Here is a 17,891-nt window from a genome sequence, read left to right as displayed (position 1 = left end):
CCGGTGGCACGGACGACACCCGCGAAGACAAGGAGCCCCGCCGTGACCCACACCGAGGCATCGATGGACGCCCTGCGGCAGGCCGGCGACGGACTCGCCGACGCCACGGTCGCCGCACTCTTCGAGCGCGGGGAGGTGGGCACGTTCAACACCCTGATGCGCCATGTCTCCACCACCGGCGCTCCCCTGCCGGACGGGTTGCCCGACGTCGCGCGGGAGTATCTGGAGGCCACCCGGGTCCCGCCGTCGTGGGTGGACTGGGGCGAGATGGAGAAGGCCCGGCTGTTCTTCATCGACAACAACGTGCACATCGCGACCGCGCTCTCGTTCGCCTCCATGCCGGCCTGTTACGTCGTCCCGCGCGTGGCGAAGCTGCTGTCGGCCACACACGGGCTCAGCTACCCCTCGAAGCGCATGGCGGAGACCGGCCAGTTCACCGTCTATCTGATGCAGCCCGACGCCTTCGAGGCCGGCGGCCGCTTCATCCCCGCCGCCCAGAAGGTGCGCCTGCTGCACGCGTCGATCCGGCACCATCTCAAGCGCGAGAACCGCTGGGACACCGAGGCGCTGGGGACGCCGATCTGCCAGGAGGACATGATCGGCGGTCAGATGTTCTTCTCGCTGCTGGTCCTCGACAGCCTGCACCGGCTGGGCGTCCATCTGTCCACGGAGGGCGCGGAGGCGTACTACTACGCGTGGCGGGTGGTGGGCGCCATGCTCGGCGTCGACCAGGAGGCCGTCCCCGGGACCCTCGACGAGGCACGCCGCTTCCTCGACCTGTACATGATCCGGTACATGGGCCCCTCCGAGGAGGGCAGCCGACTCACCCGGCAGCTCATCGAGCTCTACGAGGAGGTCGTCCCCGGCACCTTCCTCGACCCGATCGTCTCGGCCCTCATCCGCCACCTCGTCGGCGACACCTGTGCGGACTGGCTGGACGTGCCGCGCACCCCGTGGGACACCGTCGTCAGGGCCGTACCGCACCTCCTGGGCGTCCTGGAGACCATCGAGGACCGCTCCCCGCTGGGCGCCTGGGCCCTGGACCGCCTCGGCCATCTCACCACCGTCTTCGAGCTGTCCTCCCTCACCCGTGGCCGCGTCATGCACTACGCCATCCCCGAACACCTCAAGAAGGACTACGGCGTCTCGGGCGCGGTGCCCCGCACCCGGCGGTGGACCCCGCCGGCCGCCACAGTCTCCTGAGGCCCGCCTACTTCCCACGGCGTACGACGAGTGTCTTCGGACGGACGACGACCGCGCGGACGGCCCCCGGAAGGGTGGTGGCATGCCCTCCCCCCTGGAAAGTGCGCCCTCCCTGGAAAGTCCGCACCGGAATCCACCGGCGGGCCTCCTGCGCGGGATCCGCCCCGCCGAGCGTCTCTGTCATGCGACGGGGATGCTCCTCGTCCTTTCCGGCCTGGTGCATCTGGTGGTGTTCGCGGTGGACGGCGGCCCCTGGTACGGCCCGGTCTCCTGGCGCAAGCCGGTCACGTTCGGGCTCTCCTTCGGGCTGACCCTGATCGCGGTCACCTGGGTCACCTCGTATCTGAGGATCGGGGAGCGGCTGCGGACCGTACTGCTCCTGGGGTTCGCCGCCGACTGTGTGGTGGAGGTCGGCGGGATCACCCTGCAGGCGTGGCGCCGGGTGCCCTCGCACCTCGACATGGAGACGCCGTTCGACACAGCGGTGTCGATGATGCTTGCGGTGGGCGGGGGGGTCCTGGTGGTGCTGCTCACCGTCTTCGCCGTGGTGTCCTTCCGGCGGCGGCCGGCCGGTCCTGTGGGCATGGCGCTCGCCATGCGCTCCGGCTTCGGGGTCCTGCTCGTCGGGCTGGCCTCGGGAGCCGCGATGATCGCGCGCGGGGTGGTGCTCGTCCGGACCGGGCACCAGGAGGCGGCGTACGACTCGACGGCCTCGCTCAAGCCGCTGCACGGAGTCAGTCTGCACGCGGTGCTGGTCCTGCCCGCGCTGACCTGGCTGCTGTCCCGCACCTCCTGGAGCGAACAGGTCCGGTGGCGGGTCGTGGCCACGGCGGCGGGCTGCTACGCGGCCGCCGTGGCCGCCGCCGGGGTGTGGTCGGTGCTCACCTACTGATCGCGGTGGCCGTCGCTGATCGAGGCGAAGGTGACTGATCGAGGTGAAGGTGACTGATCCCGGCGGCCGTCACTGATCGCGGCGGCCGTCAGGGCGAGCCCTCCCGTGAGTCCTCGGCCGGCCGCTGCCATATCGCCCGCCACGCGCGCGTGAGCAGCCCGGGACCGTCCGTGCCGCGTCGGCGGTGCCCGTTCACCCGGGGGTCGTCCGTGACGTCGTACCGCTTCACATAGGCGCCCAGGAACGCCTGGAGCGTGGCGACCGCCGGGATCGCGATCAGGGCGCCGACGGCGCCGAGGAGCGCGGTGCCCGCGATGACCGAGCCGAAGGCGACCGCCGGGTGGATGTCGACGGACTTCGAGGTCAGCTTGGGCTGGAGCATGTAGTTCTCGAACTGCTGGTAGATCACGACGAACACCAGCACCCACACCGCGTACAGGGGGTTGACGGTGAACGCGATCAGCATCGGCAGCGCGCCCGCCAGATAGGTGCCGATGGTGGGGATGAACTGCGAGACCAGGCCCACCCAGACACCGAGCACGGGCGCGTACGGCACACCCAGGGCCTCCAGCAGGATGTAGTGGGCGACGCCGGAGATCAGCGCCATCACACCCCGCGAGTACAGATAGCCGCCCGTCTTGTCCACGGCGATCTCCCAGGCGCGCAGCACCTCGGCCTGGCGGGCGGGCGGCAGGACGGAGCACAGGGTGCGGCGCAGCCGCGGGCCGTCGGCGGCGAAGTAGAAGGCGAACAGCGTGATCGTCAGCAGCTGGAAGAGGCCGCCGAGCACCTGCCCGGAGACATCGAGCACACCGGCCGCGCTGTTCTGCGCGTACTTGCGCAGCCAGTCGGAGTGCAGCAGGCCCTTTTGGACGTCGACCCGCTTCACGTCGGTGTGGAAGGTGTGGTTGACCCAGTTGATGACCGAGTCCAGGTAGTTCGGGAAGTCCTCGACGATCTTGATGATCTGGCCGGCCAGCATCGAGCCCAGCAGCGTGACGAATCCGGCAGTGGCGATGGCCAGGCCGATGAAGACCAGGGAGGTCGCGAACCCGCGGCGCATGCCACGGGCGGCCATCCAGCTCACCGCGGGCTCGATGGCGAGCGCCAGGAAGAACGCGATGAGGATGTTGATCAGCAGACCGGTGAGCTGGTGGAAGGCCCAGCTGCCCAGCTGGAAGGCGGCGATGAGGGCAAGCGCCAGCACCATCGCGCGCGGCAGCCAGCGCGGCATGCGGGCGCCCGGTACCGCGGCACCGGCGGCCGGGGGTCGGGCGGGCGGCGCCGTGTCGACCGGGGATGCGTCCTGGGCGGTCCGCCCGTCGTCGTCAGTGGTTGGCACGGTGCAAGTCTCGCCCACGCCACTGACAACGCGTGGCCCGTATCCGATCTTCGTGCACGCTCAGCGCTTCTCCCCCGGAACGTTCATGACCGTGCAGACCACGCGCCACACGTCCTTGGCCTCCCAGCCGGCGTTCAGCGCCTCGTGCACCGTGCGTCCGCCGAGCTCCGTCATCACATGATCGCGTGCGAAGGTGTCGGCGTACCCGGAACCGAAGTGCTCCGCCATCCGCTGCCAGAAGACCGTCAACCGCATGACACCAGTATCCCGCCCCTGAGGGTGGGCCCTGCCCGGGACCGCTTGCCGAGACCGCTTTCCGTCCTACGGTCTGACGCATGGCCGAAACCGGAGCTTCCCCACTCCCCCCTACGCCCCCGGCGCACTCCCCGCTCTCGCGCGCCGAACAGTTCATGTGGCTCACCGCGCGCGTGCTGGAGCAACGCCTCTTCGCGTACTACTTCCTGAGCGGCAGTCCAGATCCGGTGGAGAGGGCACTGGACGCCTACCGCAACGAGGACGGCGGGTACGGCCACGCGCTGGAGCCCGATCTGCGCGGCCCGGTGAGCCAGCCGCTGCACACCGGGCACGCGCTGGGTGTCCTGGACGCCATCGGGCGCTGCGGCGGGCAGCGGGTGGAGCGCGTGTGCCGCTATCTGACGTCCGTCTCCACGGCGGACGGGGCGCTGCCGGCGGTCCATCCGAGCCAGCGCGGCTATCCGGCCGCCCCGTTCATCCCGATCACCGATGACCCGCCCAGTGAGCTGCTCGCCACCGGGCCGGTGGTGGGTCTGCTGCACCGCAACGAGGTGTGGCACGCCTGGCTGTTCCGCGCCACCGACTTCTGCTGGGAGGCCGTGGAGTCCCTGGAGAAGTCGCATCCCTACGAGATCGAGGCCGCCGTCGCCTTCCTCGACGCGGCGCCCGACCACGCCCGCGCGGAGGCGGCCGCCGACCGGCTGGGCCGCCTGGTGCGCGAGCACCGGCTGGCCGCGCTGGACCCGGAGCACCTGGACGCGTACCCGGTGGCGCCCGGCTACGCCCCGGGCGAGCACCACTTCCCGCACGACTTCGCGAGGTCCCCGCAATCGCTCGCGCGCGCGTGGTTCACCGACGAGGAGATGACCCGCTCGCTGGACCACCTCACCGCCGAGCAGCAGGACGACGGCGGCTGGCCGATCCGCTGGCGCCAGTGGGCGCCGACCACCGCTCTGGAGGGCCGCCCGATAGTGACGATCGAGGCCCTGCGCACGCTCAAGGCCTACGGCCACTTCGCGGGGTGAGGTATCTGCCAGCCGCCCTCAGCCGCTGTCGCGCTCTCAGCCGTTGACGCCCCCGCTCAGCCTCCGATGGCCCGCACCCCTGCCGTCACCAGCACGGCCACGCCGACGACGACCAGGAAGGGCGCGCGCAGCACCAGCGCCAGGGCCGCCGCCCCGAGCCCCGCGGCCCGGGCGTCCAGCACGAGCGTGTGCCCGTCGGCGAACGTCTGCTGGGCCGTGAGGGCGGCGAGAAGGGCCACCGGCAGCAGGGCGGCCAGCCGCCGCACCAGCGGCCGCTCCAGGACGCCCGCGGGCACCAGCAGTCCGGCGAGCTTGACGGCGTAGCAGCCGAGGACGGTCGCGGCGATCGCGATCCAGGTGTTCAACGGGTCTCCTCGGAAGCGTCGTCGCGGGTACGGCCGGACCGGCGGCCGGAGACGTACAGGGCGGCCGGCGCCGCCAGCGCTGCCGCCAGGACCGGCACCCCGGCGGGCAGCACGGGCAGCAGGCCGAGCCCCAGCAGCACCGCGAGAGCGGCGACCGCGCGGTCCGTCGTGGTCTTCAGCATGGGGGCGAGCAACGCCAGGAAGACGGCGGGTCCGGCCGCGTCCAGGCCCCAGGCGTCGGTGTCCCCGACGGCCTTGGCGCCGAGCGCGCCGAGCAGGGTGGTGAGGTTCCACAGCACGTACAGGCTTAGCCCGGTGACGGTGAAGCCGATCCGCGCGGCGCGCCGCGTCGGCTGCGCGAGGGTCACCGCGGTGGTTTCGTCGATCACCCACTGGGCGGCCAGCGGCCGCACCGCGCGCGGGAGGGCCAGCACCTGCGACAGACGTAGCCCGTAGAACGCGTTGCGCACCCCCAGGAAGAAGGCTCCGGCGGCCGCGGTGAGCGGGTTGCCGCCGGCCGCGAGCGCTCCGACCAGGGCGAACTGGGAGGCGCCGGTGAACACCAGGAGGCTGAGTACGCAGGTCTGGAGCAGGCCGAGCCCGCTGCCGGCCGAGGTCACCCCGAAGGCGAACCCGGAGAGTCCCACGGCGACGCCGACCCCGAGGGCGTCCCGGACGACGGCGGAGTCGGGTTTCGGCTCGCCTTCGCCGCGTATGTCTGCGAGTGCTGTCTGCTGTGCCACGCACGGGACGCTACGGACGGCTGTCCTGTGCGTCTTGTACGTTCTTGCGCTCGCGCGGGTGTGAGCCGGGACTGCGCTCGCGTGAGTGCGCGCCGGGACTGCGCTCGCGCTGGTAGGCACCCGGCGGGACGCCGACGATCCTGGCGAAGTGCCGGTTGAGGTGCGGCTGGTCGGTGAAGCCGACGGCGACGGCCGCCTCGGCGGGTGCCGTGCCCGAGTCCAGCAGCAGCCGGGCGCGGCGCACCCGGGCGTCGGTCAGCCAGGTGTGCGGGGGCATGCCGTAGGCGTCGCGGAACGCCCGCAGCAGCGCGAAGGGGCTGGTGCCGAAGTCGGTGGCGAGCCGCTCCAGGGTCGGCGGCTCGGCCATCCGCTCCTCCAGCACGGCACGCGCACGTACGGCGAGCCGGGCGCCGGCGGTGCGGACCTGCCGCCGCGGCAGCGGGCCGCCGTTCAACCGCAGCAGCCGCGTCACCGCCACCCGCAGCAGGGTGTCGGCGGCGAGCGCGTTGCCCTCGTCGGCGGCGCGCAGCACCCGGTGCACCAGGGCGACGGAGTACGGATCGTCGAGCATCGGGCTGACGAAGCCGGGGGTGCCACGGATCGAGGTCGTCTCCGCGGCGATCGCCGCCACCAGCTCGGGGGACGGGTAGACCGCCCCGTACCGCCAGCCCTCGGGGACCCCGGCCCTGCCGGTGTGCGCGGTGTCGGGGTTGACGAGCGCGAGCGCCCCCGCCCCGACGGTCACGTCGGAGCCCCGGTGCCGGAAGACCTCGACCCCGTCCGCTATCCCGGCGATCACGAAATGCTCGTGAGTGTGCCGGACGAACGTCTTCCGGATATACCGGGCGCGCAGCAGATCGACGTCGGGCAGCGCCTCGTACCGCCAGTGTCGTGCCCGCTCCCCGGATCCCGCCATACGGCCATTGTCCCCCCTGCCTGACCCCGCCCGCATCCCCATTTCCGCAGGTCAGCGCAATTGTCAGTGGCCGGGTGCAGGATTGACCCATGGCGAAATCCGCGCATCGAGCCCTCGACGGCTTCTCCCCCGCGACCCGCGGCTGGTTCACGGGGGCGTTTTCCGCGCCCACCGCGGCCCAGGAGGGCGCGTGGCAGGCCATCGGCGAGGGCTCGGACGTGCTGGTGGTCGCCCCGACCGGCTCCGGCAAGACGCTGGCCGCCTTCCTCGCCGCCTTGGACCAGCTGGCCTCGACCCCGCCCCCGGCCGATCCGAGGAAGCGCTGCCGGGTGCTGTACGTGTCTCCGCTCAAGGCCCTCGCGGTCGACGTCGAGCGGAATCTGCGCAGTCCGCTGACCGGCATCCGCCAGGAGTCGGTGCGCCTCGGCATGCCCGAGCCGGAGATCAGGGTCGGCATCCGCTCCGGCGACACTCCGGCCGCCGAGCGCCGCGCCCTGTCCACCCGCCCGCCGGACATCCTGATCACCACCCCGGAGTCCCTGTTCCTGATGCTGACGTCGGCCACGCGTGACGCGCTGACGGGCATCGAGACGGTGATCCTGGACGAGGTGCACGCGGTCGCCGGCACCAAGCGCGGCGCGCATCTCGCGCTCTCCCTGGAGCGGCTGGACGAACTGCTGCCGAAGCCGGCCCGCCGCATCGGCCTGTCGGCGACCGTCCGCCCGGTCGACGAGGTGGCCCGCTATCTCTCGCCGCGCCGCAAGGTGGAGATCGTCCAGCCCGAGTCCGGGAAGGAGTTCGACCTCTCCGTCGTCGTCCCCGTGGAGGACATGGGCGAGCTGGGCGGCTCCCCGGCCACCGACGCCAAGGAGGGCGGGGACCGGCCCTCGATCTGGCCGCATGTGGAGGAGCGGATCGCCGACCTGGTCCAGGCCCACCGCTCGACGATCGTGTTCGCCAACTCGCGCCGGCTGGCGGAGCGGCTGTGCAACCGGCTGAACGAGATCGCCTACGAGCGCGTGACCGGCGAGCCGCTCGACGAACACCACTCCCCCGCCGAGCTGATGGGCGGCTCGGGCGCGGCCCAGGGCGCCCCGCCGGTCATCGCCCGCGCGCACCACGGCTCGGTCTCCAAGGAGCAGCGCGCCCTGGTCGAGGAGGATCTGAAGGCCGGCCGGCTGCCCGCCGTGGTGGCCACCTCCAGCCTCGAGCTGGGTATCGACATGGGCGCGGTGGACCTGGTCGTCCAGGTCGAGTCCCCGCCATCGGTGGCCTCCGGGCTGCAGCGCGTCGGTCGCGCGGGACACCAGGTCGGCGCGGTCTCCACCGGCGTGGTCTTCCCCAAGTACCGGGGCGACCTGGTGCAGGCGGCCGTGGTCACCGAGCGGATGCGCACCGGCTCCATCGAGTCCCTGAGGGTGCCGGCCAACCCCCTCGACGTGCTGGCGCAGCAGCTGGTCGCGATGACGGCGCTGGACACCTGGCAGTTCGACGACCTGCTCTCCATGGTCCGCCGCGCGGCTCCTTTCGCCTCGCTCCCGGAGTCGGCGTTCACCGCGGTCCTCGACATGCTCGCGGGCCGCTATCCGTCCGACGCCTTCGCGGAGCTGCGCCCGCGCGTGGTCTGGGACCGGGTCGCGGGCACGATCACGGGCCGTCCGGGTGCCCAGCGCCTCGCCGTCACCTCCGGCGGCACGATCCCCGACCGCGGCCTCTTCGGGGTCTTCCTCGCAGGCGCCGACCCCAAGAAGGGCGGCGGCCGGGTCGGCGAGCTGGACGAGGAGATGGTGTACGAGTCCCGGGTGGGTGATGTCTTCACCCTGGGCACCAGCTCCTGGCGCATCGAGGACATCACCCGCGACCGCGTCCTGGTCTCCCCCGCCCCCGGAGTGCCGGGCCGCCTGCCCTTCTGGAAGGGCGACCAGCTGGGCCGCCCGCTAGAACTGGGCCGTGCGGTGGGCGCGTTCCTGCGCGAGGTCGGCTCGCTCGCCAAGCACGACGCCCGGCTGCGCCTGCTCGCGGCGGGCCTGGACGCCTGGGCGGCGGACAACGTGCTGTCGTACCTCGACGAACAGCGCGAGGCCTGCGGCCATGTCCCCGACGACCGGACGATCGTCGTGGAGCGCTTCCGCGACGAACTGGGCGACTGGCGGGTCGTCGTCCACTCGCCCTTCGGTGCCCAGGTCCACGCCCCCTGGGCGCTCGCCCTCGGCGCCCGCCTGTCCGAGCGCTACGGCATGGACGCCCAGGTCATGCACGCCGACGACGGCATCGTGCTGCGGCTGCCCGACGCCGACCTGATGGGCCTGGACCTGCTCGACCAGGCCCCCATGACGGCCGGTACGGAGTACGAGGCCGACCAGGCACCCGTCGGCGCGGCGGACGTCGCCTTCGACAAGGGCGAGGTCGACCAGATCGTCACCGACCAGGTGGGCGGCTCGGCCCTGTTCGCTGCCCGCTTCCGCGAATGCGCGGCCCGCGCACTGCTGCTGCCCCGCCGCAGCCCCGGCAAGCGCACCCCGTTGTGGCAGCAGCGTCAGCGCGCCGCCCAGCTGCTCCAGGTGGCGAGCGAGTTCGGGTCCTTCCCGATCGTCCTGGAGGCCGTCCGCGAGTGCCTCCAGGACGTCTTCGACGTCCCGGGCCTGGTCGAGCTGATGGGTGACCTGGAGTCCCGGAAGGTCCGCCTGGTCGAGGTCACCACCCCGGAGCCGTCCCCCTTCGCCCGGTCCCTCCTGTTCGGCTATGTCGCCCAGTTCCTGTACGAGGGCGACTCCCCGCTCGCCGAGCGCCGCGCGGCCGCGCTCTCCCTGGACTCCCGGCTGCTGGCCGAGCTGCTGGGCCAGGCGGAGCTGCGCGAGCTCCTCGACGCGGACGTGCTGACCGAGCTGGAGCGTGAGCTCCAGTGGCTCACCGAAGACCGCCGGATCAAGGACCCCGAAGGCGTCGCCGACGTACTGCGGCTGCTCGGGCCGCTCACGGACGCCGAGTTGACCGAGCGGGGCGCCGAGCCGCAGTGGGCCAACGAACTGGCCGGTGCCCGGCGGGCGATCAAGGTCCGGATCGCCGGCGCCGACCACTGGGCGGCGATCGAGGACGCGGGCCGGCTGCGCGACGCCCTCGGTACGGCCCTGCCGGTCGGTGTCCCCGAGGCGTTCACGGAGCCGGTGAAGGACCCGCTCGGCGACCTCCTCGCCCGGTACGCCCGCACGCACGGCCCGTTCACGTCGACCACGGCGGCGGCCCGCTTCGGGCTCGGGGTGGCGGTCACGGAGGGCGCGTTGCAGCGGCTCGCGGCGAGCGGCCGGGTGGTGCAGGGCGAGTTCCATCCGGCGGGCATCGGCCAGGAGTGGTGCGACTCGGCCGTGCTGCGCAGGCTGCGCCGCCGTTCCCTGGCCGCGCTCCGGCACGAACTGGAGCCGGTGGCACCGGCCGCGCTCGCACAGTTCCTGCCGCAGTGGCAGCACATCGGCAAGGGGCACGGGCTGCGCGGCCTCGACGGACTGGTGCGTGCCGTCGAGCAGTTGCAGGGCGCGTCCGTACCGGCGTCGGCCCTGGAGAAGCTGGTCCTGCCGTCCCGGGTGGCCAACTACACGCCCTCGATGCTCGACGAACTCACCGCAGCCGGAGAGATCGTGTGGGCCGGCGCGGGCGCCCTGCCGGGCAAGGACGGCTGGGTCTCCCTGTATATGGCGGACGCGGCCCCGCTGCTCCTGCCACCGCCGCACCCCCTGGAGCTGACGGCCCTCCACCAGTCCGTCCTGGACATCCTCTCCGGCGGATACGGCCTGTTCTTCCGCCAGATCGCCGACCAGGTCCGCGCCACCACCCACCCCGACGCCACCGACCCCCAACTGGCCGACGCCATCTGGGACCTGGCCTGGTCCGGCCGGCTCACCAACGACACGCTGGCGCCGATGCGCTCGCTGCTGGGTTCGGGCCGTACCGCGGGTGCCACGGCCCACCGCGCCAAGCGCACCGTCCCGCGCGGCCGTTACGGCTCCCTGACGGCCGCCGCCCGCACCGCCTCCCGTACCGGCCCGCCGACCGTCGCCGGCCGCTGGTCCCTGCTCCCGCAGCGCGAGCCGGACGCCACCGTGCGCGCCCATGCGCTGGCCCGCACCCTGCTCGACCGTCATGGTGTGGTCACCCGGGGAGCGGTCGCGGCGGAGGGCGTCGAGGGCGGCTTCTCGGCGGTGTACCGCATCCTGTCGGCGTTCGAGGAGAGCGGTCAGGCCCGCCGGGGTTACGTCGTCGAGGGCCTCGGCGCCGCCCAGTTCGCGATGGACGGCGCGGTCGACCGGCTGCGCGCGGTGTCCAACGCCCGCGAGCGAGGCGAGGCACTGCCGGGCAGCGGCTTCGGAAACGTCGGCCCAGCCACTCCCGCCGCCTTCAGCACCGGAGCCCCCCTCGGCCCCATCGACGAGGCCGACTTCCCCGGCCTGGACGGCGACTTCACCTGGCCCCCCGAGATCAGCACCGCCCCCGGCGACTATGTCTCCCCCAAGGACCTCGCCCCCATCGACCCCTTCGCCGCCCCCGGCTACGGCGGCCCCCGAGGCGGCAGCCCCGCCAACCCCTACACCTACGGCAACCACCACACCCGCACCCCCGCCGCCCCCGACCCCAGAGCCGTGGTCCTCGCCGCCGCGGACCCCGCCAACGCCTACGGCGCCGCTCTCCCCTGGCCCGAACCGCCGACCGGCGCCGGGCACAAGCCGGGCCGCAAGGCGGGCTCGCTGGTCGTCCTGGTCGACGGCGAGCTGACCCTCTACATGGAGCGCGGCGGCAAGACCCTGCTGGCCTGGCCCTCCGCACCGGACACGGACGTGGGCGACGACCCCCGCCTGCGTACGGCCGCCGAGGCCCTCGCGGCCACCGCCCGCGCCGGCACCCTCGGCACGGTGACGGTGGAGCGTGTCAACGGCGCTGCGGCCCTGACCTCGCCCCTGGGCACCCTCCTGGAAGGAGCGGGCTTCATCGCCACCCCACGCGGCCTGCGCATACGAGCGTGAACCGCCATGAACACCGCTCCCCCGGTGCGCCGCACGCGCTCTCGCCGATCCCGCGCCACGCCCCCGTGTCACCCTTGACCCATGCCCGAAGGTGACACGGTCTGGCAGGCCGCAAGGCGCCTGCACGACGCGCTCGCGGGCAAGGTGCTGACCCGCAGCGACTTCCGGGTGCCCAAGTACGCCACCGTCGACCTCACCGGCCGTACCGTCCTCGGCACCGCCCCGCGCGGCAAGCATCTGCTCACCCGCTTCGAGGGCGGCCTGACCCTGCACACGCATCTACGGATGGAGGGTGCGTGGAAGGTCTACGGGAGCGGCGAACGCTGGAAGGGCGGCCCCGCCCACCAGATCAGGGTCATTCTCGGCGCCGCCGACCGCACGGCCGTCGGCTACCGCCTCCAGGTCCTGGAGTTTCTGCGCACCGGCGAGGAGGAACGCGTCGTCGGCCACCTCGGCCCAGACCTGCTCGGCCCTGACTGGAACCCCGACCGCGCTCTCGCCAACCTCCTCTCCGACCCCGCCCGCCCGCTCGGCGAGGCCCTGCTCGACCAGCGCAACCTCGCCGGCATCGGCAACATCTACAAGAGCGAGCTCTGCTTCCTGCTCGGCGCGACTCCCTGGCTCCCGGTCGGCGCGCTGCCCGCCGACCGCGCCGCGAAGCTCCCCGGCCTCGCGAAGCGGCTCCTGGAGGCGAACCGCGACCGCCTGGTCCGCCAGACCACCGGCCTGCGCAACCAGGACCTGTTCGTCTACGGCCGCGCACCCCGCCCCTGTCTGCGCTGCCACACCCAGATCCGGGTGGCCGAACAGGGCGACGGCTCCCGCGAGCGCCCCACCTACTGGTGCCCCGCCTGCCAGACCGGCCCCGCGCCCGCCCCGGGCTCCCCACGCCCCCCGAGAACCCGCCCCCGCACGGCCAATTGACGACTCGTCAGGAGCGCTCGTCCGTCCCTTCATGTCCCCTCAAGGCGTACGACCTCACCGGACGCACCGCATTCGTCACCGGGGCCGCCAGCGGTATCGGCCGGGCCTCCGCCGTGCTGCTCGCCGAAGCGGGCGCGACCGTGCACTGTGCCGACCGGAACGCGGAAGGCCCGCACGAGACGGCCGCGCTGATCAAGGACGGCGGCGGCACGCCCGCACCACATCCTCGACACCGACCGGGCGCACCTCGGGCGGGCCGTCCGGTTCCCGCGAGCGGCTGGACGTCATGGCGGCGATCGCGGGGATCTGGCACCGCAGCCCGGTCCTGGAGACCAGGGACGAGGACCTCGACCGGGTACTGGACGTCAACTTCAAGGGCGTTCGGCACCCCTGCGAGGAGGCGGCGCGGCTGATGATCGCCCGGCAGACCGGGGGCAGCATCATCACCATGGCGTCCGGCGCGATCGACACCGGCGGCCCCGGCCTGCTCTGCTACGGCGCCGCCAAGGCGGCCGTGGTCCAGCTGACCAAGACGCTCGCGGGCGAGGTCAGCCGGCAGGGCATCCGCGTCAACGCGGTCGCCCCGGGCTGGACCCGGACTCCCATGACCGGCCGCGACGACGGCGAGGAGCAGCGGCAGACGAAGGCGTGGATGGCCCGGAGGTCGCCTCTGGGCCGGGTCGGCGAGGCGGCGGACGTCGCACACGCCGTGCTCTGTCTGGCGTCCGACGCCTCCTCGTTCACGACGGGCCAGATCCTGCGTCCGAACGGAGGGGTGGCGATGCCCTGGTAGCACCCGGTGTCCCGGTGGCACCCTGCGACCGCCAGGCGGCCCGCCACCGCCCGGGGCCCAGGGCCCCTGCCGCCCGGCCCCTCGGCACACAGTTCACCGGCAGCAGGCTCAGTCCCCATCCCCCGGCGGCCACGGTCCCCTCCAGCGCCCCGGCACCACCGGCGAAGACGATCCGCAGTACGGCCCACCACCACACCGCCGCGACTCCCAGGGCAACCCCCCGGCGCACTATCCGCCCCACCATGGCCGCCACCTCCAGCCGGACGCTAGAACGCCGCCCGGTCCACCGGGGAGGCGCACCGAGGGCTCACCGATGCAACGGCCGTCGGCCGGCATCGGCCACTGCTACGCGTGCTCCGCCTGGAACATCCAGTGATGCTTCTCCAGTTCCGCCGTGATCCCGATGAAGATGTCCTGGGTGACCGGATCCGGCTCCGCGGTGGCCGTGACCCGCTCCCGCATCCGGGTGATCACCGCGCCCAGCGCGTTCACCAGGGCACCCACCGCGTCCGAGTCCTTGACCCAGCCCCCGGGGGCTGGGTCGATGCCGCTGCCGGCGGCCACCGTGACCGCACGTCCGTCCGGTGAGACGCCCAGCGCCGAGGCCCGCTCGGCGACCGTGTCGGAGTAGGTCCGGGCCGTGCTGACGACCTCGTCGAGTTGCAGATGGACGGTCCGGAAGCGGGGGCCGACCACGTTCCAGTGGATCTGCTTGGCGATCAGCGCCAGGTCCACCAGATCGACGAGGGCGCCCTGCAGCGCCTCGGCCACGGTCTTCAGGTCCGCGTCGGACAGTGGGCTCTTCACGACGTACATGCGTCTCTCCCGGTCGCCTCGGCCCCCTGTCGGTCCCTCCCACCATGACCGCACCACTGGATACCGGCAAATGGACGCACACCGCCGGCGGGCACAAGAAGGCCCCGGCCGCGCCTCCCCAGGTCTGCCTGGAGAAGCCCGGCCGGGGCTTCGCACACATTCTTCGACGCCGGGTCGGCGCCGCGTCGTTCTACGCCCGCACAGGCGTCACGCGGCGACCACGTCCACTGCCTCGGCGGGCGCCTTGATGGTCACCCGTTCCGGTGGCACACCGGTCACCGAGACGGTACCCAACCTCGGGCGAACCGTCGTGGGCACGGACTCGGTGGCCTGAGCGGACTGGGCCAGCTCAGCGAGGGCAAGTTCGTCGCTCACTTCCCGCATGAGCTCGGACATCCGTACGTCCAGCGCGTCGCAGATGGCGGAGAGCAGCTCGGAGGAAGCCTCCTTCTGCCCCCGCTCCACCTCGGAGAGATAGCCGAGTGAGACTCGGGCGGACGAGGAGACTTCGCGCAGAGTACGGCCCTGGCGCTGGCGCTGCCGACGCAGCACGTCACCCAGCAGGCGACGGAGCAGAATCATCGGTGGCTCCCTCCTCGGACCGCGTAGCCGCATCCTTCACGCCCCACCGTACCGCCTCGCGCCGCGGCCGTGCGGGGAGCGATGTCGTGTTCACTCAGGGCTGCAAACATCAAAACCCCCCGTTCTGTTCCGTATCCTGTGTCCGCTCATTCCCGGTCTGTTCGCTCGCAAGCGCCCTCAGAAGCAGTGCGAGTACGCTCCGTACACTCTCTCTACGAATTTCCGCACGGTCGCCGTTCAACCGCAGGGCCTCCACTTTTCCGCCCGCGGCAGAACCTGAACCGGCATCGAGGGGGCCGTCGACGGCCACGAAAACCGTGCCGACCGGCCGGCCGTCCTGGGGTTCCGGGCCGGCGACTCCGGTGGTCGCGAGACCCCAGTCGGCGCCCAGTGCCTTCCGCACTCCGGCCGCCATCTGGGCCGCGACCTGCGGATCCACCGCGCCACGCTGAGCCAGCAGGGTGGCGTCGACGCCCAGCAGGTCGTGCTTGAGTTCGGTGGCGTAGGCGGTGACCGAACCCCGGAACGCCTTGGACGCCCCCGGGACGGCTGTGATCTCCGCCGCCACCAGGCCGCCGGTCAGCGACTCGGCGACAGCCAGGGTCTGACCCCTCACCGTCAGTAGTCGCACCAGTTCGACGGCGGTAGAACTCACGCTTCCGTTTCCTCCAACGCTGCTGCGCGCTCGGCGATTCCCTGCCGCCGCAGCACAATGGCCTGTCTCACATAGTCGAGGCCCGTCACCACGGTGAGAACGACGGCCGCGGCCATCACCCAGAACCTCAGCGTCGCCAGCCATCCCGTCAGTGCCAGCACGTACATCCCCACGGCCACGCCCTGGGTGAGGGTCTTGAGCTTGCCGCCGCGACTGGCCGGGATAACGCCGTAGCGGATGACCAGGAAACGCAGCAGGGTGATCCCGAGTTCCCGGCCGAGGATCACGACCGTCACCCACCAGGGCAGATCGCCGAGCGAGGACAGACAGATCAGCGCCGCCCCCATGATCGCCTTGTCGGCGATGGGGTCGGCGATCTTCCCGAAGTCGGTGACCAGGTCGTAGGTGCGCGCCAGATGCCCGTCGAACAGGTCGGTGATCATGGCGACGGCGAAGGCGGCCCAGGCGAGCGAGCGCCAGGCCGGGTCGTATCCGCCGCCGGCCAGCATCAGAGCGACGAAGCCGGGGACCAGGAGCAGCCGGAGCATGGTCAGCAGGTTGGCGACGTTCCACACGCTGGCCTGGTTGACGGCGGCAGCGGCGATCTTCCCGCCGCGCACGGGCCTCTCAGCGTCACGGGAGCCGGAACTCCCGGCATCGAAACTCCCGGCACCGCAGCCCCCGGCGCCGACGCTCTCAGTACCAGCGTGCTGCGGACCGGAGACGTCCTGAGCGGCACCGGCACCGGAGGTGGTGGCGGCGGAGCCCGGGGCGCCCTGTGCGCCGGAGGAGCCGCCCGCGGCGGACGCCGGGACTCCGGTCATCTGCCGGCCTCCTCACTCCACGCGGGCGAGCCCTGCAGCGGCTCGGCCACCAGGTCGACACCCTCGGTACCGACCACCTTCGCCTCGACGATACGACCGGCCCGCAGCCCTTCGCCGCTGGTGAGCAGCACCTGCCCGTCCGTCTCCGGCGCCTGGTGGGCCGCACGGCCGTAGGCGCCGTCCTCGCCGTCGACGGACTCCACGAGGACGTGCACGGTCTCACCGAGGCGCTCCTCGGCCCGCTGCGAGACGAGTTCCTCGGCGAGCCGGGAAACCCGCGCGAGCCGCTCGGCGACGACGTCCTCGTCGAGCTTGTTGTCGTACGTCGCCGCCTCGGTGCCCTCCTCGTCCGAGTACCCGAAGACGCCGATCGCGTCGAGCCGCGCGCCGTTCAGGAAGCGCTCCAGCTCGGCCAGGTCGGACTGGGACTCGCCGGGGAAGCCGACGATGAAGTTGGAGCGGACGCCGGCCTGCGGGGCCTTGCCCCGGATGGTGTCGAGCAGTTCCAGGAAGCGGTCGGTGTCGCCGAAGCGGCGCATGGCCCGCAGCACGCCCGGGGCTGAGTGCTGGAAGGACAGGTCGAAGTACGGGACGACCTTCGGCGTGGAGGTCAGTACGTCGATCAGGCCGGGGCGCATCTCGGCCGGCTGGAGGTAGCTGACGCGCACCCGCTCGATGCCGTCGACCTCGGCCAGCTCCGGCAGCAGGGACTCCAGGAGGCGGATGTCGCCCAGGTCCTTGCCGTAGGAGGTGTTGTTCTCGGAGACCAGCATGATCTCCTTAACGCCCTGTTCGGCCAGCCACCGGGTCTCGTTCAGCACATCGCTCGGGCGGCGTGAGATGAAGGAGCCGCGGAAGGAGGGGATGGCGCAGAAGGAGCAGCGCCGGTCGCAGCCGGAGGCGAGCTTGACCGAGGCGACCGGGGAGCCGTCCAGCCGACGGCGCAGGGGCGCACGTGGGCCGGAGGCGGGCGCGACGCCCTCCGGGAGGTCGGCAGGACCGTGCCCCGGCAGGGCCACCGACACGGCCGACTCCTGTCGCTCGGCCGGGCTGATGGGCAGCAGCTTGCGCCGGTCGCGCGGGGTGTGCGAGGCGTGGATGCCGCCGTTGAGGATGGTCTGCAGCCGGTCGGAGATGTCGGCGTAGTCGTCGAAGCCGAGTACGCCGTCCGCTTCGGGCAGCGCCTCGGCGAGTTCCTTGCCGTACCGCTCGGCCATGCAGCCCACCGCCACGACGGCCTGGGTTCTGCCGTGGCCCTTGAGGTCGTTGGCCTCAAGGAGGGCGTCGACGGAGTCCTTCTTGGCGGCCTCTACGAAACCACAGGTGTTGACCACGGCGACATCGGCGTCCCCGGCGTCCTCGACGAGCTGCCAGCCGTCCGTCTCCAAACGGCCTGCGAGCTCCTCCGAGTCCACCTCGTTACGGGCGCAGCCGAGAGTGACTAGTGCGACGGTACGGCGTTCAGGCATGGGCTCAAGACTACTTCGTCTCACCGACAGCCCACGTCGAAGGGGCTGGCCGATCATGGCCAACCCCTTGTGTAC

Annotated in this window: 16 protein-coding genes and 1 pseudogene; 6 read left to right on the top strand and 11 right to left on the bottom strand. The window is 72.3% G+C overall.

Translation table 11 applies throughout. The features are described 5' to 3' along the window. The first annotated feature begins 42 nt into the window (after window positions 1-42). Both ABZ396_RS15420 and ABZ396_RS15415 read left to right on the top strand, forming a co-directional pair. Window positions 43-1,203, top strand: coding sequence for an oxygenase MpaB family protein (locus ABZ396_RS15420; protein ID WP_358920111.1), 1,161 nt, complete (start codon window positions 43-45; stop codon window positions 1,201-1,203). A 193-nt stretch (window positions 1,204-1,396) separates the two neighbouring features. Further along, the gene (locus ABZ396_RS15415; protein WP_358920223.1) at window positions 1,397-2,095 is read left to right on the top strand and encodes a hypothetical protein; all 699 of its coding nucleotides are present in this window, start codon (window positions 1,397-1,399) and stop codon (window positions 2,093-2,095) included. 88 nt (window positions 2,096-2,183) lie between these two features. On the opposite strand, the gene ABZ396_RS15410 is transcribed toward ABZ396_RS15415, so the two are convergent. Next, a complete protein-coding gene (locus ABZ396_RS15410; RefSeq protein WP_358920109.1) occupies window positions 2,184-3,437 on the bottom strand; it encodes an AI-2E family transporter in 1,254 nt (417 codons plus the stop codon). Between the two features lie 60 nt (window positions 3,438-3,497). After that, window positions 3,498-3,692: a DUF3046 domain-containing protein gene (locus ABZ396_RS15405; RefSeq protein ID WP_358920107.1), complete on the bottom strand. Its 195-nt coding sequence runs from the start codon at window positions 3,690-3,692 to the stop codon at window positions 3,498-3,500. Window positions 3,693-3,772: 80 nt separating this feature from the next. On the opposite strand from ABZ396_RS15405, the gene ABZ396_RS15400 reads away from it, so the two are divergent. Continuing rightward, window positions 3,773-4,717, top strand: a complete 945-nt coding sequence (locus tag ABZ396_RS15400; RefSeq protein WP_358920105.1) for a hypothetical protein — start codon at window positions 3,773-3,775, stop codon at window positions 4,715-4,717. Between the two features lie 56 nt (window positions 4,718-4,773). Here the strand turns inward: ABZ396_RS15400 and ABZ396_RS15395 are convergent, their stop codons facing one another. From ABZ396_RS15395 to ABZ396_RS15385, 3 genes are read right to left on the bottom strand one after another with little or no spacing between them, the layout of a single operon-like run. Next, window positions 4,774-5,082, bottom strand: a complete 309-nt coding sequence (locus ABZ396_RS15395; RefSeq protein WP_358920103.1) for an AzlD domain-containing protein — start codon at window positions 5,080-5,082, stop codon at window positions 4,774-4,776. Then, window positions 5,079-5,825 carry an AzlC family ABC transporter permease gene (locus tag ABZ396_RS15390; RefSeq protein WP_358920101.1) on the bottom strand — a complete coding sequence of 249 codons (747 nt, stop codon included), beginning with the start codon at window positions 5,823-5,825 and terminating at the stop codon, window positions 5,079-5,081. The genes ABZ396_RS15395 and ABZ396_RS15390 overlap by 4 nt, the downstream gene beginning before the upstream one ends. A gap of 10 nt (window positions 5,826-5,835) precedes the next feature. Then, window positions 5,836-6,741, bottom strand: coding sequence for an AraC family transcriptional regulator (locus ABZ396_RS15385; RefSeq protein WP_358920099.1), 906 nt, complete (start codon window positions 6,739-6,741; stop codon window positions 5,836-5,838). Between the two features lie 89 nt (window positions 6,742-6,830). Here ABZ396_RS15385 and ABZ396_RS15380 point away from each other — a divergent pair, with 89 nt between their 5' ends. From ABZ396_RS15380 to ABZ396_RS15370, 3 genes and pseudogenes are all read left to right on the top strand, one after another. Further along, on the top strand, window positions 6,831-11,753 hold the full coding sequence (locus ABZ396_RS15380) for an ATP-dependent helicase (protein WP_358920097.1): 4,923 nt from the start codon (window positions 6,831-6,833) through the stop codon (window positions 11,751-11,753). 81 nt (window positions 11,754-11,834) lie between these two features. After that, complete coding sequence (locus tag ABZ396_RS15375) at window positions 11,835-12,677, top strand: DNA-formamidopyrimidine glycosylase family protein (protein WP_358920095.1); 843 nt, start codon at window positions 11,835-11,837, stop codon at window positions 12,675-12,677. Further along, a pseudogene (locus ABZ396_RS15370) lies at window positions 12,674-13,470 on the top strand (SDR family oxidoreductase). Before ABZ396_RS15375 ends, ABZ396_RS15370 begins: the two are co-directional and overlap by 4 nt. Here the strand turns inward: ABZ396_RS15370 and ABZ396_RS15365 are convergent. The 6 genes from ABZ396_RS15365 to rimO form a co-directional block, all read right to left on the bottom strand. Next, window positions 13,418-13,714, bottom strand: coding sequence for a hypothetical protein (locus ABZ396_RS15365; protein ID WP_358920093.1), 297 nt, complete (start codon window positions 13,712-13,714; stop codon window positions 13,418-13,420). The pseudogene ABZ396_RS15370 and the gene ABZ396_RS15365 overlap by 53 nt on opposite strands. Window positions 13,715-13,815: 101 nt before the next feature. Then, window positions 13,816-14,286: a DNA starvation/stationary phase protection protein gene (locus tag ABZ396_RS15360; protein ID WP_358920091.1), complete on the bottom strand. Its 471-nt coding sequence runs from the start codon at window positions 14,284-14,286 to the stop codon at window positions 13,816-13,818. A gap of 207 nt (window positions 14,287-14,493) precedes the next feature. Continuing rightward, on the bottom strand, window positions 14,494-14,868 hold the full coding sequence (locus ABZ396_RS15355) for a helix-turn-helix transcriptional regulator (RefSeq protein WP_358920089.1): 375 nt from the start codon (window positions 14,866-14,868) through the stop codon (window positions 14,494-14,496). Between the two features lie 109 nt (window positions 14,869-14,977). Beyond that, window positions 14,978-15,523: a CinA family protein gene (locus ABZ396_RS15350; RefSeq protein WP_358920087.1), complete on the bottom strand. Its 546-nt coding sequence runs from the start codon at window positions 15,521-15,523 to the stop codon at window positions 14,978-14,980. Then, window positions 15,520-16,347: a CDP-diacylglycerol--glycerol-3-phosphate 3-phosphatidyltransferase gene (gene pgsA / locus ABZ396_RS15345; RefSeq protein ID WP_358920085.1), complete on the bottom strand. Its 828-nt coding sequence runs from the start codon at window positions 16,345-16,347 to the stop codon at window positions 15,520-15,522. The genes ABZ396_RS15350 and pgsA overlap by 4 nt, the downstream gene beginning before the upstream one ends. Then, the gene (rimO, locus tag ABZ396_RS15340; protein WP_358920083.1) at window positions 16,344-17,816 is read right to left on the bottom strand and encodes a 30S ribosomal protein S12 methylthiotransferase RimO; all 1,473 of its coding nucleotides are present in this window, start codon (window positions 17,814-17,816) and stop codon (window positions 16,344-16,346) included. The genes pgsA and rimO overlap by 4 nt, the downstream gene beginning before the upstream one ends. Between the last annotated feature and the right edge of the window lie 75 nt (window positions 17,817-17,891).

It is taken from the genome of Streptomyces sp. NPDC005866 (assembly GCF_040629895.1).
Classification (GTDB): Bacteria; Actinomycetota; Actinomycetes; order Streptomycetales; family Streptomycetaceae; genus Streptomyces.
The sequence above is the reverse complement of the archived record's forward strand: the minus strand, read 5'-3'. Positions and strand labels throughout refer to the sequence as shown.